Source organism: Streptomyces sp. NPDC005281 (genome assembly GCF_040607495.1).
In the GTDB taxonomy this organism is placed as follows: domain Bacteria; phylum Actinomycetota; class Actinomycetes; order Streptomycetales; family Streptomycetaceae; genus Streptomyces.
In genome coordinates this window covers 86644-100458 of record NZ_JBEXGX010000008.1, presented here as the reverse complement: position 1 = coordinate 100458, position 13815 = coordinate 86644, and the positions used below count along the sequence as shown (strand labels likewise).

11 protein-coding genes are annotated in these 13815 nt (G+C 72.0%); 6 read left to right on the top strand and 5 right to left on the bottom strand.

Annotation, left to right across the window (positions count from 1 at the left end; translation table 11 throughout):
• Positions 1-118 precede the first annotated feature (118 nt).
• Together ABZV42_RS13830 and ABZV42_RS13825 are read right to left on the bottom strand one after the other, a co-directional pair.
• The gene (locus tag ABZV42_RS13830) at positions 119-1042 is read right to left on the bottom strand and encodes an LLM class F420-dependent oxidoreductase (protein ID WP_355981122.1); all 924 of its coding nucleotides are present in this window, start codon (positions 1040-1042) and stop codon (positions 119-121) included.
• Between the two features lie 155 nt (positions 1043-1197).
• On the bottom strand, positions 1198-1911 hold the full coding sequence (locus tag ABZV42_RS13825; protein ID WP_355981125.1) for an SDR family oxidoreductase: 714 nt from the start codon (positions 1909-1911) through the stop codon (positions 1198-1200).
• A 171-nt stretch (positions 1912-2082) separates the two neighbouring features.
• On the opposite strand from ABZV42_RS13825, the gene ABZV42_RS13820 reads away from it, so the two are divergent.
• The 3 genes from ABZV42_RS13820 to ABZV42_RS13810 all read left to right on the top strand — a co-directional run bounded on the left by ABZV42_RS13820 (position 2083) and on the right by ABZV42_RS13810 (position 7189).
• Positions 2083-2706, top strand: a complete 624-nt coding sequence (locus ABZV42_RS13820) for a TetR/AcrR family transcriptional regulator (RefSeq protein WP_356052012.1) — start codon at positions 2083-2085, stop codon at positions 2704-2706.
• A 449-nt stretch (positions 2707-3155) separates the two neighbouring features.
• Entirely contained in the window at positions 3156-4649 is a 1494-nt protein-coding gene (locus ABZV42_RS13815) for a 3' terminal RNA ribose 2'-O-methyltransferase Hen1 (RefSeq protein ID WP_356052010.1), read from the top strand.
• Positions 4646-7189 carry a polynucleotide kinase-phosphatase gene (locus ABZV42_RS13810; RefSeq protein WP_356052008.1) on the top strand — a complete coding sequence of 848 codons (2544 nt, stop codon included), beginning with the start codon at positions 4646-4648 and terminating at the stop codon, positions 7187-7189. The genes ABZV42_RS13815 and ABZV42_RS13810 overlap by 4 nt, the downstream gene beginning before the upstream one ends.
• A gap of 210 nt (positions 7190-7399) precedes the next feature.
• Here ABZV42_RS13810 and ABZV42_RS13805 read toward each other — a convergent pair whose 3' ends face one another.
• Together ABZV42_RS13805 and ABZV42_RS13800 are read right to left on the bottom strand one after the other, a co-directional pair.
• Entirely contained in the window at positions 7400-8293 is an 894-nt protein-coding gene (locus tag ABZV42_RS13805) for a hypothetical protein (RefSeq protein WP_355981135.1), read from the bottom strand.
• Positions 8290-9369 (bottom strand): SPFH domain-containing protein, encoded by a 1080-nt coding sequence (locus tag ABZV42_RS13800; protein ID WP_356052006.1) that lies wholly within the window; start codon positions 9367-9369, stop codon positions 8290-8292. Before ABZV42_RS13800 ends, ABZV42_RS13805 begins: the two co-directional genes overlap by 4 nt.
• Before the next feature lie 157 nt (positions 9370-9526).
• Here ABZV42_RS13800 and ABZV42_RS13795 point away from each other — a divergent pair, with 157 nt between their 5' ends.
• Both ABZV42_RS13795 and argF read left to right on the top strand, forming a co-directional pair.
• Positions 9527-10750 (top strand): arginine deiminase, encoded by a 1224-nt coding sequence (locus tag ABZV42_RS13795; RefSeq protein WP_355981141.1) that lies wholly within the window; start codon positions 9527-9529, stop codon positions 10748-10750.
• A 142-nt stretch (positions 10751-10892) separates the two neighbouring features.
• Positions 10893-11900 carry an ornithine carbamoyltransferase gene (argF, locus tag ABZV42_RS13790; RefSeq protein ID WP_355981144.1) on the top strand — a complete coding sequence of 336 codons (1008 nt, stop codon included), beginning with the start codon at positions 10893-10895 and terminating at the stop codon, positions 11898-11900.
• Positions 11901-12038: 138 nt separating this feature from the next.
• Here argF and ABZV42_RS13785 read toward each other — a convergent pair whose 3' ends face one another.
• The gene (locus tag ABZV42_RS13785) at positions 12039-12479 is read right to left on the bottom strand and encodes an ATP-binding protein (protein WP_355981147.1); all 441 of its coding nucleotides are present in this window, start codon (positions 12477-12479) and stop codon (positions 12039-12041) included.
• A gap of 502 nt (positions 12480-12981) precedes the next feature.
• Between ABZV42_RS13785 and ABZV42_RS13780 the strand changes: the two genes are divergently transcribed.
• Complete coding sequence (locus ABZV42_RS13780) at positions 12982-13809, top strand: enoyl-CoA hydratase family protein (protein ID WP_355981150.1); 828 nt, start codon at positions 12982-12984, stop codon at positions 13807-13809.
• The last annotated feature ends 6 nt before the right edge of the window (positions 13810-13815 follow it).

Sequence of the window (13815 nt, the reverse complement as noted above, 5' to 3'; positions counted from 1 at the left end):
TGCGGCACCCCGACCGGTTGCCCGCTGGCCGGCCGCACCCTGACCAGCCGCCCTCCTGGCCGGCTGCCCCCGTGGCCGGCCGCCCTCCTGGCAGCGGCCCGCGATCGCCCGGAGGCGGTCAGCCGAGCTGCGGTGCCACCTCGGAGGCGATCAGGTCCAGCTGGTCCAGGTCGGTGAGGTCGAGCATCTGGAGATACATCCGCTGCGAACCGACCGCCTGATAGAGGGCGATCCGTTCGGCGACCTCCGCCGGGGAACCCGCGAGCCCGTTCGCCTTCAGCTCGTCGACGTCACGGCCGATGGCGTCCGCCCGTCGCCTCACCTCGCTGTCGCTCCGGCCGACGCAGACCACCAGGGCGTTGGAGTGGACGAGTTCGCCCGGCTCGCGTCCGGCCTGCTCCAGCGCCGCGCGGACCCGGCCGAACTGCCGCTCCGTGTCCGCGACCGAGGCGAAGGGGATGTTGAACTCGTCGGCGTAGCGCGCCGCGAGCGCGGGAGTCCGCTTGGCGCCGTGGCCGCCGATCAGGACGGGCACCTTCGGCTGCGTGGGCTTGGGCAGTGCGGGCGAGTCCTTGAGCTGGTAGTACGTCCCGTCGAAGGTGAAACGCTCGCCGACCGGCGTAGCCCACAGCCCGGTGACGACGGCGAGCTGCTCCTCCAGCCGGCCGAACTTCTCCTTCGGGAACGGGATGCCGTACGCCGTGTGCTCGGCCTCGTACCAGCCGGCGCCCAGGCCGAGTTCGACACGGCCGCCCGACATCTGGTCGACCTGGGCGACCTGGATGGCGAGGACGCCGGGGAGGCGAAAGGTTCCGGCGGTCATCAAAGTGCCCAGCCGGATACGGCTCGTCTCGCGGGCGATGCCGGCCAGGGTGATCCACGCGTCGGTGGGTCCGGGGAGCCCGTCGACGGAACCCATGTGCACATAGTGGTCAGAGCGGAAGAAGGCTCCGTAATGGAGGTCTTCGGCGGCCTTGGCCACGCGGAGCAGCGTGTCGTAGGTCGCGCCTTGCTGCGGTTCTGTGAAGACTCGAAGATCCATGTATCCATCATGCGCCGGTCACAACAGGCGTCCCCCGTCGAACCGCTGGCGCGGCTTTCCCTGTAGCGGAACGTCTTCGCCCGTGGTGGGCCGGGCGTCTCCGTCGGCGTGGCTCGGGGCGGGTGCGGCGACCCTGGGGCGAAGTCCGGCGCGGGCTACTGCTGCCCGGCGAGCTGGGGGTACAGATCGCTCAGCTCGCCCGAGAGGCCGGCCTTGACCTGGCGGGTGAGCGCGTCCGCGAGGACCTCGTGGGCGTCCGTCTCGATCCCGTCGAGCGCCTGCCCGGCGACGCTGGTCGCGGTGACCTTGGGTACGTCGAGGCTCGCGGTCAGATCCGTGTCGACGTAGCCGACGTGCAGCCCGGTCACCTTGATGCCGCGCGGCCGGAGCTCCAGCCGCAGGGCGTTGCTCTGGGACCACAGGGCCGCCTTGGCGGCGCTGTAGCCGTCGGCGCCGGGCACCGTGACCCACGACAGCACCGAGTGCACGGTGAGGATGTGCCCGCCGCCGTTGCGCTCCAGGACCGGGACGAAGGCCCGGGTGGTGAGGAGCGGCCCGAAGAAGTTGATGTCGAACTCGCGCCGTACGTCCTCGACGGGGGAGTCCAGGAAGGACGTCGGCGACGTCGCGCCCGCGTTGTTGATCAGCACCGAGACGTCCTGGGCCCGTGCGGCGGCGGCCGCGACCGACGCGGGGTCGGTGACCTCCAGGGCCAGCGGCACGGCGTCGGGGTGCCCGATGGTGCGGGGGTCGCGGGCGGTCGCGTAGACCTTCCGGGCGCCGCGCTCGTAGAGGGCGTCCACGAGGGCCTTGCCTATACCGCGGCTGCCGCCCGTCACGAGCGCCACCGAGCCTTCGATGCTGGTCATGAGCTTCTCCTCTTGAGGGCCGCTTGGAACCGGGAAACGGAGCGGTCGAAGAGCGGCCGCTGTGTCGCGCACCGCACCGGCCCCTATCGTAAACCGATCGGTTTTCATCTATCACTAACACTGTAAACCGATCGGTTTCCTTGAGGCAAGCGGAGAACGTAGGCTGGGCTCATGACTCAGGCGACCCCGACCGCGACCACCGGTTCACCGACCCGCGACCGGCTGCTCGACGCCGCGGCCGACCTCTTCTACCGCGAGGGCGTCGGCGTCGGTGTCGAGGCGCTGTGCCGGGTGGCCGGGGTGTCCAAGCGCTCGATGTACCAGCTGTTCGACAGCAAGGACGGTGTGCTGGCCGCGAGCCTGGAGCGCAGCGCGCCCGCCCATCTGGCGTTCCTGCTGCCCCCGGACGACGGGCGGCCGCCGCGGGAGCGCGTCCTGCACGTCTTCGAACGCCTCGAGGAGATGGCCGCGCACCCGGACTACCGCGGCTGTCCCTTCGTGGCCGTGACCGCCGAGCTGAAGGCCCCGGACCACCCCGCGAGCCTGGTGGCCCGCCGCTCCAAGGACGCGCTGACCGAGTTCTTCCGGCAGGAGGCGGAGCGCGGCGGCGCCGGTGACCCCGAGCTGCTGGCGCGCCAACTGACCGTCGTCTTCGACGGATCCGGGGTCCGGGCCGTCATGCAGGGGCGGGGCCTGGACGGCCTCGCCCTCGCCACCGCCGCCGCCCTGCTCGCGGGCGCGGGCATGAACGCCGGAGACGAAGCCGAGCGCCCCGCACCGGCAACCTCCGCCTGAAACCCGGCTGCCCTCCCGGCTGCCCCTGGGCCGCAGCTCGGCCGGCCTCCGGGTACTCCTCGACTGACACCCGGCCCGCTGGTCCCTGCCGACCTCCATCCACTGCTCGGCCGGCCTCCGGCCACCCCTCGGCCGATCCCGGCCGACGTCCGGCTGCCCTCCGGGCGACCCCGCCCGTTCCGCCCGCGCGCGGTGAAAATCCCCGGGCCCGCCTGGGGGAGTCCGCTGTACGTTGTGGGGGCGCGCCGAGGGCAGGCGTCGCCCCTGCGGTCGGCCGCGGCGCGGCGTGGCCACGGCTGCGCGGGCCGCGGCGGAGCCGGGAGCGGCGACGGCCGAGGCGTGCGCGCCCACGCTGCGGTTCACCGGCGTCCGGTCTGTGCGCACCGCGTACCGCCCGGACGACCCACCGGCTCCCCACAGCTCAGAAAACGTTTCGAGGCAGACACACCGTGTTCCTGACGATCAGTACCACCGGTACCCCAGAGCGGCCCGCGACCGACCTCGGCTTTCTGCTGCACAAGCATCCCGACAACGCGCAGAAGTTCTCGACCTCGTACGGAACGGCGCATGTCCTGTACCCCGAGGCGACCGCCGAGCGGTGCACCGCGGCCCTGCTGCTGGAGGTCGATCCGGTGGCGCTGGTCAGGCGCGGCAAGGGGAAGGGGCGCGGTGGCGCCCCCGACGCGGCACTCGCGCAGTACGTCAACGACCGCCCGTACGCCGCGTCCTCACTGCTGGCCGTGGCACTCAGCGCCGTCTTCTCCAGCGCGATGAAGGGCCAGTGCGCCGCCCGGCCCGAGCTGCCGGCCGAGACCCGGCCGCTGCGCATCGACGTGCCCGCGCTGCCCGCACGCGGCGGCGCCGACCTCGTCCGGGCGCTCTTCGAGCCGCTGGGCTGGACGGTGAAGGCCGACGCCGTGCCGCTCGACCTGCACTTTCCGGAGTGGGGCGACTCCCGCTACGTACACCTGGAACTGGCGGCCGAGGGGCTGACGCTCGCCGAGGCCCTGCGTCACCTCTATGTGCTGCTCCCCGTCCTCGACGACGCCAAGCACTACTGGGTGTCGTCCGACGAGGTCGACAAACTGCTGCGGGCGGGCGAGGGCTGGCTGCCGGACCACCCTGAGCACAAGCTGATCACCAGCCGCTATCTCTCGCGGCGTTGGTCGCTGACCCGTGAGGCCATGGAGCGGCTCGAACTCGCCCGGCTCGCCGAGACCGACGACATCGCGGTCGAGGAGATCGACAACGCCGTCGACGAGGAGACCGACACCGAGGAGAAGCCGGTGCCGCTCGCCGTGCGGCGCCGGGACGCGATCCTCGCCGCGCTGGCCGACTCCGGCGCGGGTCGGGTCCTCGATCTCGGCTGCGGGCAGGGGCAGTTGGTGCAGGCCCTGCTCAAGGACACCCGGTTCACCGAGATCGTCGGGGTCGACGTGTCGGTACGCGCGCTCACCATCGCCTCGCGCCGGCTCAAGCTGGACCGCATGGGCGAGCGGCAGTCCGCGCGCGTCCGGCTCGTCCAGGGCTCGCTCACCTACACCGACCGCCGCCTCAAGGGCTACGACGCCGCCGTGCTGAGCGAGGTGATCGAGCACCTCGACCTGCCCCGGCTGCCCGCCCTGGAGTACGCGGTGTTCGGCTCCGCCCGCCCGCGGACCGTCCTCGTGACGACCCCGAACGTCGAGTACAACGTCCGCTGGGAGACCCTGCCGGCCGGGCACTCCCGGCACGGCGACCACCGTTTCGAGTGGACCCGTGAGGAGTTCCGCTCCTGGGCCCGCAAGGTCGCCGAACGGCACGGCTACGAGGTGGAGTTCACCCCGGTCGGCCCCGACGACCCCGAGGTCGGCCCGCCGACCCAGATGGCCGTCTTCACCGTGGCCACCGCCACCCCCACCCCGACCCGGAACGCGAACGCGAAGGAGGAGCAGGCCGCATGAGCGAGCACACCGACCAGGGGCGCGTCCTGCCCGTCACCGACCTCTCCCTCGTGGTGCTGATCGGCGCCTCGGGCTCCGGCAAGTCGACCTTCGCGCGACGGCACTTCAAGCCGACGGAGGTCATCTCCAGCGACTTCTGCCGGGGCCTGGTCGCCGACGACGAGAACGACCAGAGCGCCAGCGGCGACGCCTTCGACGTCCTGCACTACATCGCCGGCAAGCGGCTCGCGGCAGGCCGCCGGACCGTCGTCGACGCGACCAACGTCCAGGAGGAGAGCCGTCGTCAGCTGATCGAACTCGCCAGGAAGTACGACGTGCTGCCCATCGCCGTCGTGCTCGACGTGCCCGAGGAGGTCTGCGCCGAGCGCAACGCGGCGCGCACCGACCGTGCCGACATGCCGCGCCGCGTCATCCAGCGCCACATCCGCGAACTGCGCCGCTCACTGCGCCGGTTGGAGCGCGAAGGGTTCCGTAAGGTGCACGTGCTGCGCGGGGTCGCGGACGTCGAGAACGCGTCGGTGGTGACCGAGAAGCGCTTCAACGACCTGACCCACCTCACCGGCCCGTTCGACATCGTCGGCGACATCCACGGCTGCGCCTCCGAGCTGGAGACCCTGCTCGGCAAGCTCGGCTACGTCGACGGCGCGCACCCCGAGGGCCGTACGGCCGTCTTCGTGGGCGACCTCGTCGACCGCGGTCCCGACTCGCCCGGCGTGCTGCGCCGCGTGATGTCCATGGTCGGTTCGGGCAACGCCCTGTGCGTGCCCGGCAACCACGAGAACAAGCTCGGCCGCTACCTCAAGGGCCGCCAGGTCCAGCACACGCACGGACTCGCCGAGACCATCGAGCAGCTGGACGGGGAGAGCGAGGAATTCCGCGCCACCGTGAGGGAGTTCGTCGACGGTCTGGTCAGCCACTACGTCCTCGACGGCGGACGCCTCGTCGTCTGCCACGCCGGGCTGCCCGAGAAGTACCACGGCCGCACCTCGGGCCGGGTGCGTTCGCACGCGCTGTACGGCGACACCACGGGGGAGACCGACGAGTTCGGGCTGCCCGTGCGCTACCCGTGGGCGGAGGACTACCGGGGCCGCGCGGCGGTGGTGTACGGACACACCCCGGTCCCCACCGCCACCTGGCTCAACAACACCATCTGCCTCGACACGGGCGCCGTGTTCGGCGGCAAGCTCAGCGCGCTGCGCTGGCCGGAGCGCGAGCTCGTCGACGTACCGGCCGAACGGGTCTGGTACGAGCCGGCCAAGCCGCTGGCCACCGAGGCGCCGGGCGGTCACGAGGGCCGTCCGCTGGACCTCGCGGACGTGCACGGCCGCAGGGCCGTCGAGACCCGTCACGCCGGACGGGTGGCCGTCCGCGAGGAGAACGCGGCGGCGGCGCTGGAGGTCATGAGCCGCTTCGCGGTGGACCCCCGGCTGCTCCCGTACCTCCCGCCGACCATGGCGCCGACCGCGACCTCGCACCTCGAGGGCTACCTGGAGCACCCCGCCGAGGCCTTCGCCCAGTACCAGGAGGACGGGGTCGCGCGGGTCGTGTGCGAGGAGAAGCACATGGGGTCGCGCGCGGTGGCCCTGGTCTGCCGGGACGCCGACGTGGCACGCGAGCGGTTCGGCGTCGACGGCCCCACCGGGTCGCTGTACACCCGTACCGGCCGTCCGTTCTTCGACGACGCCGCCGTCACCGAGGAGATCCTCGGCCGGGTGCGCGCCGCCGCGACCGAGGCCGGGCTCTGGGAGGAGCTGGGCACCGACTGGGTGCTGCTGGACGCCGAGTTGATGCCGTGGTCGCTGAAGGCGTCCGGGCTGCTGCGCAGTCAGTACGCCGCTGTCGGCGCCGCGTCCGGGGCGGTGTTCCCGGGCGTGCTGACCGCGCTCGAAGGGGTGGCGGCACGGGGCATCGACGTCGGGGAGCTGCTGTCGCGCCAGCGTGAACGGGCAACGGACGCACAGGCGTTCACGGACGCGTACCGCCGCTACTGCTGGACCACGGACGGCCTCGAAGGTGTCCGCCTGGCACCGTTCCAGATCCTGGCCGTCCAGGGCCGGAGCCTCGCCGGGCTGCCCCACGACGAGCAACTCGCCCTGATCGACCGGCTCGTGGAGAACGACGGGAGCGGGCTGCTGCACACGACCCGGAGGCTCTTCGTCGACACCGGCGACCCGGAGTCGGTGCGGGCCGGTGTCGACTGGTGGCTGGAGATGACCGGCCGCGGCGGCGAGGGCATGGTCGTGAAGCCGGTCGGCGCGGTGGTGCGCGGCGGTCACGGTCGGCTGGTTCAGCCCGGCATCAAGTGCCGGGGGCGCGAGTACCTCCGGATCATCTACGGCCCGGAGTACACCCGCCCGGAGAACCTCGCCCGGCTGCGCGGCCGCTTCCTCAACCACAAGCGGTCCCTGGCCATCCGCGAGTACGCGCTCGGCCTCGAGGCCCTGGACCGCCTGGCCGAGGGCGAACCCCTCTGGCGCGTCCACGAGGCGGTCTTCGGAGTCCTCTCCCTGGAATCCGAACCGGTGGACCCCCGCCTGTAGCGGGTCCGCCTACTGGGCGGGGCGCTGTGTCCCGGGCGAGGGAGCCCCGCAAGGGGCGCGGGGAACGGCGCGACCCGCCCCCGCCGGGCCCGCAGCCGAACCCGCCCCCCGCCGGGGCACATGCAACAGACCCGCCCGGAGGGGGCCCGGTCAGGGCGGCGGGGCCCGGCGGGGTCCGGGGCCGCCGGGCGGCGGGGGAGCGAAGCGAACCTAGCCGACCAGGCGGAGCCGAACCTCCGCCACCCCCACCTGCACCGTCTGCCCCCAGACAAGCTCCAGCGCGTCCCCCTCCATCCCGTCCCCGAACACGATGAGCCGGTCGGACTCCACCGTGAGGGACAGCCGTCCGGTCCCGGTGAGCTCGCCGGCCACGAGCGAGGTGCCCGTGGCCGGCGACGGCCAGGCCTCGCGGACGAACCAGAGCAGACGTCCGTCCGTGGGTCCCGGCAGCGGCAGCCGCTCGCCCCGCTGCTGCCACACCGACCGGAGCCAGCCGGTGGCCCCGGTCCCGGTCCCGACGAGCACTCCGGAGGACGCCTGGGGCTCGACGGCACCCCCGTACTCGTCGAGCCCCAGGCGGTACCGGGCCGTCTGATGGCCCGCGGCCCCCAGATAGATCTCGTTGAGGGCGACCAGCCGCTGCGTGTCGTCCGCGACCGCCTCGACCATGGTCAGCTCGTCGGCGCCGCCCCCGTGCGCCGAGGCGAGGAGCGCGCCCGCGTCGGCGGGCCGGTGCCGCACCAGCACGCCCGGATTGCGCCCCGGGTCGGCGTCGATCCCCACCACCGGCTGTCCCGACAGGTACTTGGCGACGTTCGCGACCAGCCCGTCCTGTCCGACCACGACGACCACGTCCTCCGGCGCGAACAGGAAGCGGTCCAAGTCGGCCCGTTCCACGCGCGCCTGACGCCAGGTCAGCGGAATGGCCGACACGACCGCGGCGAGCGCCTCGCGGGAGCGCTGGTGGCGTTCGTACACCTCCGCTATGTCCCGGCCGCGGGAGGACAGGAAGAACGCCGCCTGCCCGTGCGTCCCGTGCCGGGCCGTCAACTCCTCGTACTCGGTGGTCCGGTGGACGAGGACGACCCGGGGCGCCAGACTCACGCCGGGTCCCCCGCGGTTCCGTTGCTCAGCTTGGCGAGCAGCCCGGTGAGGACGTCCGGCGACACGGTGAGGTTCTCGATCCGCGGCAGGTTCTCCGCGAGCCGGTTCCCGGTCAGGGCGTGCAGCGTGGTCACATCGACGTCTCCGTGGACCCGCAGCCAGGCCGCCTGCGCCTCGGCCCGCGCCGCGCCGACCTCGCGCTCCGCCTGCGCCTCGGCCCCCGCGAGCCGCACCTTGCGCGTGGCCTCCGCCTCGGCGAGCCGTAGCGACCGGGTGGCCTCCGCCTCGGCCAGCCGTACCGTGCGGTCCGCCTCCGCCCCGGCGCGCACCGCGTCGGCCGCCGCGCGCTCCTCGGCCTCGCGGCGCGCGTTCGTGCCCTGCTGTTCGACCAACTGCTCCTCGCGCCGGGCGAGTTCGATGCGGCTGGCGAGTTCGTTCTCGGCGATGGCGCGCTCCCGCTCGACGGCGACCGCCCGGCGTTCGTACGTCGCCTTGTCCGCGTCCTGCTGGATCTGCTCGCGGGCGGGGGTGCGCAGCGCCCGTTCCACCTCGGGCTCGGGCCGCAGCGCGACGACCCGCACCGCGACCACCTCGATGCCGGTGGCGGGCAGCCGGGGCTCGGCGGCGAGGCCGTCCGTGACCCGCTCCCGTACCGCCGCGACGCCGTCGACCAGGGCGGACGCCAGTGAGGTACGGGCCAGCACGTCGAGCGCGTGCTGCTGGGCCGTCTCGGTCAGCAGGGAGCCCAGCTGCTCCAGCGGGGTGCCGCGCCAGGCGCCGGAGTCGGGGTCTATGGAGAAGTCGAGGCGGGAGGCCGCGACGGCGGGGTCGCTGATCCGGTAGGTGACGGTCGCCTGCACCGCGACGTCCTGGAAGTCGGACGTACGGGCGTGGAAGGTCATCGCCAACTCGCGGTCGTCGACGGGGACCTCGGAGAGCGCGGCGGTCAGTGAGCGGTACCAGAAGCTGAGTCCGGGGCCGTCGTGGACCAGTTGTCCCGACCTGTGGTGCCGGACGTGGACGGTGGGCGCCCCGCGCAGATGGCGCCAGCCGAGGCGTCGCGTGATGTCGGCCATGAGTACCCCCGCCGGGCGATCCCGGCGGCTTTGCTGCCTCGTTGTCGTCACTGGGACGATAATAAAGAACCCGCTTATCGTCAAGGGGACGAAATGAATGCGGTGCGGCTCGGGCGATCCGCGGGTGAACACGCGTCCGGATGGTCAGGATGGAGGCATGGGATTCCATGTCGACTCCGAGGCCGGGCGGCTGCGCCGCGTCATCCTGCACCGGCCCGATCTCGAGCTCAAAAGGCTCACCCCCAGCAACAAGGACGCGCTTCTCTTCGACGACGTGCTGTGGGTGCGCCGGGCGCGCGCGGAACACGACGGGTTCGCCGACGTGCTGCGCGACCGCGGGGTCACCGTCCACCTCTTCGGCGACCTGCTCGCCGAGGCCCTGGCGATCGGGGCGGCCAGGTCGCTCGTACTGGACCGGGTCTTCGACGAGAAGGAGTACGGGCCGCTCGCCACCGACCACCTCCGGGCCGCCTTCGAGGCCATGCCCGCGGCCGACCTGGCGTCCGTGCTCGTCGGCGGCATGACCAAGCGCGAGTTCCTGGACGCGCACGCGGAACCCACCTCCGTGCGCTTCCACGTCATGGACCTCGACGACTTCCTGCTGCGGCCGCTGCCCAACCATCTCTTCACCCGTGACACCTCGGCCTGGATCTACGACGGGGTCTCCATCAATGCCATGCGCTGGCCGGCCCGGCAGCGCGAGACCGTGCACTTCGAGGCGATCTACCGGCATCACCCGCTCTTCCGCGGGGAGGGCTTCAACCTCTGGTCGGAGGGGCAGGCGGACTACCCGTCCACCATCGAGGGCGGCGACGTCCTCGTCATCGGCAACGGCGCGGTGCTCATCGGCATGAGCGAGCGGACCACGCCCCAGGCCGTCGAGATGCTCGCCCACAAGCTGTTCGCGGCCGGCTCGGCCCGCACCATCGTGGCGCTCGACATGCCCAAACGGCGGGCGCTCATGCACCTCGACACCGTGATGACGATGGTCGACGGCGACATCTTCACGCAGTACGCCGGGCTGGGCATGCTCCGCTCGTACACCATCGAGCCGGGCGCTGGGGACAAGGAGCTGAAGGTCACCGACCACCCTCCGGAGCACATGCACCGCGCCATCGCCGCGGCGCTCGGCCTCAACGAGATCCGCGTCCTGACCGCCACGCAGGACGTGCACGCGGCCGAGCGGGAGCAGTGGGACGACGGGTGCAACGTCCTCGCCGTCGAACCGGGAGTCGTCATCGCCTACGAGCGCAACTCCACCACCAACACCCATCTGCGCAAGCAGGGCATCGAGGTGATCGAGATCCCGGGCAGTGAGCTGGGCCGGGGGAGAGGCGGTCCGCGCTGCATGAGCTGCCCCGTCGAACGGGACCCCGTGTAGGCGTTCTCCTGCCGGAGGTCGCGCTCGGGTCAGGGGGCCGGTGCGTCGAGTCGAACGACAGACCGCATATAAATGCTGAGCGTCGTATAGAATTCCAGACGTCCGGTCCCGTCCTCGCCCCCGTCATCCCTGGAGCGCCCCCATGGCGACAGTCCCGACCGCCCTCGCCGGCCGTCACTTCCTCAAGGAGCTGGACTTCACGGAGGGGGAGTTCCTCGGCCTGGTCGAGCTGGCCGCCGAGCTCAAGGCGGCCAAGCGGGACGGGGCGGAGACGCGGTATCTCGGGGGCAGGAACATCGCGCTGATCTTCGAGAAGACCTCGACGCGCACCCGCTGCGCCTTCGAGGTCGCGGCCGCGGACCAGGGTGCCTCGACGACTTATCTGGACCCGGTCGGCTCGCAGATCGGGCACAAGGAGTCGGTGAAGGACACCGCCCGCGTGCTCGGCCGCATGTTCGACGCCATCGAGTACCGCGGCGACAGTCAGGCCTCGGTGGAGGAGCTGGCCGCCCACGCCGGAGTGCCGGTCTACAACGGCCTCACCGACGACTGGCATCCCACCCAGATGCTGGCCGACGTCCTCACGATGACCGAGTACTGCGCCAAGCCGGTCGGCGAGATCGCCTTCGCCTATCTGGGTGACGCCCGTTTCAACATGGGCAACTCATATCTGATCACCGGCGCGCTGCTCGGCATGGACGTACGGATAGTGGCTCCGCAGGCCTACTGGCCGGCCGACGAGATCGTCGCGAAGGCCCGCGAACTCGCCGCGAAGAGCGGTGGCAGCGTCACCCTGACCGAGCGGGTGGGCGAGGGTGTCCGGGGTGCCGACTTCGTGGCCACCGACGTCTGGGTCTCCATGGGGGAGCCCAAGGAGGTGTGGACCGAGCGCATCGCCGCCCTCGGCCCGTACGCCGTGACCATGGACGTGCTCCGCGCCACCGGCAACCCGGACGTCAAGTTCCTGCACTGCCTGCCGGCCTTCCACGACCTCGGCACCCAGGTCGGCCGTGACCTGTACGAGGTGCACGGGCTGGACTCGCTGGAGGTCACCGACGAGGTCTTCGAGTCGGCGCACTCCGTCGTGTTCGACCAGGCCGAGAACCGGCTGCACACCATCAAAGCGATCATGGTCGCCACCCTGGCCTGATCGCTCCGTACGCCGTCCCGCCGCTGGAGCTGGAGCTGGAGCTGGAGCTGGAGCTGGAGCTGGAGCTGGAGCTGGAGCTGGAGCCGGAGTCGGAGCTCTGGAGCCGGAGCTCTGGAGCCTTGGGGACTGGAGCCGGAGCTAGAGCGCCGGCTGCCGCTGCGCGGGGATCACGGGCAGTCTGAACCAGACCGCCTTGCCCGAGTCGGTGGGGCGGTGTCCACAGGCCGAGCTGAGGGCGCGCAGCAGCAGCAGGCCGCGCCCGTGCTCCTGCCAGGGATCCGGTTCGCCGGGCGGGTGCGGCAGGGTGAGATCGAGGGGCGGTACCGGGTCCGGGTCGTGCACCTCTACCCGGCAGCCGGTCGGCAGCAGCTCCACGACCAGCTCTATCGGTCCGTCGCCCGCGGTGTGCTCGACGGCGTTGGCGACCAGCTCCGCGGTGAGCAGCTCGGCGGTGTCGCAGTCGGCCGCGTGCTTCCGTTCCGCGAGTGCCCTGCGGACCAGGGCGCGCGCCACCGGCACGGCCGCGACGGTGTGCGGCAGCGCGATGCGCCAGAAGGCGGGTGCTGGTGTGTCGTACAAGGCGGGTCCGTTCGTGGAGCAGGCTGTCCTGCTTACAACCTTAGGAATGGTACGGGGCGGTCGGGGAAACGCGCGCGGTGGGCTTTCTCTGGACATCGGCCGAAGTGTCCGCGGGAGGCCGAGGCCTCCTTTCGGGACGTTCGGTCCGATACGGGATGTGTACCCGGACGAACGGCCCTCCTCCCGCGTCCGCTCCCGCCGTTACACGGCTGTCGACGATCCGTGACGCGGTGACGCGCCGCGGTCCCCTCGCGGCCGTCCCTTCACGGAATGTCGCCTCTTCATCACCGCGCGCGATCGTCGCTTCACGACTCGCAGTCATCGCGTCACTTCATGTCACATACATCCGTGCCGCGCCCTGCTGCCCCGGGAGGAGCGATCGCGGGCCGGCCGACCGGCACCGCGATCCATCTATCGCGCCATCATGACGACAGTCATGAATGAGTGATAAGTTGGAGAGACAGCCGCACAGCGTCGCCCCCGCCCTAGGAGGCCGCCCGCCATGAGTCCCTTCACCGGCTCCGCCGGCCGCACCCCCGACTGGCAGCATCTGAGGTACGAGCTCACCGACGGCGTCGCCACGGTCACGCTGGCCCGCCCCGACAAACTCAACGCCCTCACCTTCGGTGCCTACGCCGACCTGCGCGACCTGCTCGCCGAGCTCTCCCGCGAGCGGTCCGTGCGCGCCCTGGTGCTCGCGGGCGAGGGCCGCGGATTCTGCTCCGGCGGCGACGTCGACGAGATCATCGGCGCGACCCTCTCCATGGACACCGCCCAGCTCCTCGACTTCAACCGGATGACCGGGCAGGTCGTCAGGGCCGTACGGGAGTGCCCGTTCCCGGTGATCGCCGCGGTGCACGGGGTGGCGGCGGGCGCCGGAGCCGTGCTGGCGCTGGCCGCGGACTTCCGGGTGGCCGACCCGAGCGCACGCTTCGCCTTCCTCTTCACCCGGGTCGGACTGTCCGGCGGCGACATGGGCGCGGCCTATCTGCTGCCCAGGGTGGTCGGGCTCGGCCACGCCACCCGGCTGCTGATGCTCGGCGAACCGGTGCGGGCGCCCGAGGCCGAGCGCATCGGGCTGATCAGCGAACTCACCGACGAGGGGCACGCCGACGAGGGCGCCCAGGCGCTGGCCCGCCGCCTCGCCGACGGCCCGGCCCTCGCGTACGCCCAGACCAAGGCGCTGCTCACCGCCGAACTCGACATGCCGCTCGCGGCCGCCGTCGAACTGGACGCCGCGACCCAGGCCCTGCTCATGAACGGCGAGGACTACACCGAGTTCCACGCGGCCTTCACGGAGAAGCGGGCCCCGAAGTGGCAGGGGAGGTGAGGGCCG

Bases quoted from the DNA above. Each gene is read 5' to 3' on its own strand.
- ABZV42_RS13780 (WP_355981150.1), top strand. From the start codon at position 12,982: ATGAGTCCCTTCACCGGCTCCGCCGGCCGCACCCCCGACTGGCAGCAT.
- ABZV42_RS13800 (WP_356052006.1), bottom strand. From the start codon at position 9,369: ATGGCCGACATCACGCGACGCCTCGGCTGGCGCCATCTGCGCGGGGCG.
- ABZV42_RS13820 (WP_356052012.1), top strand. From the start codon at position 2,083: ATGACTCAGGCGACCCCGACCGCGACCACCGGTTCACCGACCCGCGAC.
- ABZV42_RS13825 (WP_355981125.1), bottom strand. From the start codon at position 1,911: ATGACCAGCATCGAAGGCTCGGTGGCGCTCGTGACGGGCGGCAGCCGC.
- ABZV42_RS13830 (WP_355981122.1), bottom strand. From the start codon at position 1,042: ATGGATCTTCGAGTCTTCACAGAACCGCAGCAAGGCGCGACCTACGAC.
- argF (WP_355981144.1), top strand. From the start codon at position 10,893: ATGGCGACAGTCCCGACCGCCCTCGCCGGCCGTCACTTCCTCAAGGAG.
- ABZV42_RS13795 (WP_355981141.1), top strand. From the start codon at position 9,527: ATGGGATTCCATGTCGACTCCGAGGCCGGGCGGCTGCGCCGCGTCATC.
- ABZV42_RS13810 (WP_356052008.1), top strand. From the start codon at position 4,646: ATGAGCGAGCACACCGACCAGGGGCGCGTCCTGCCCGTCACCGACCTC.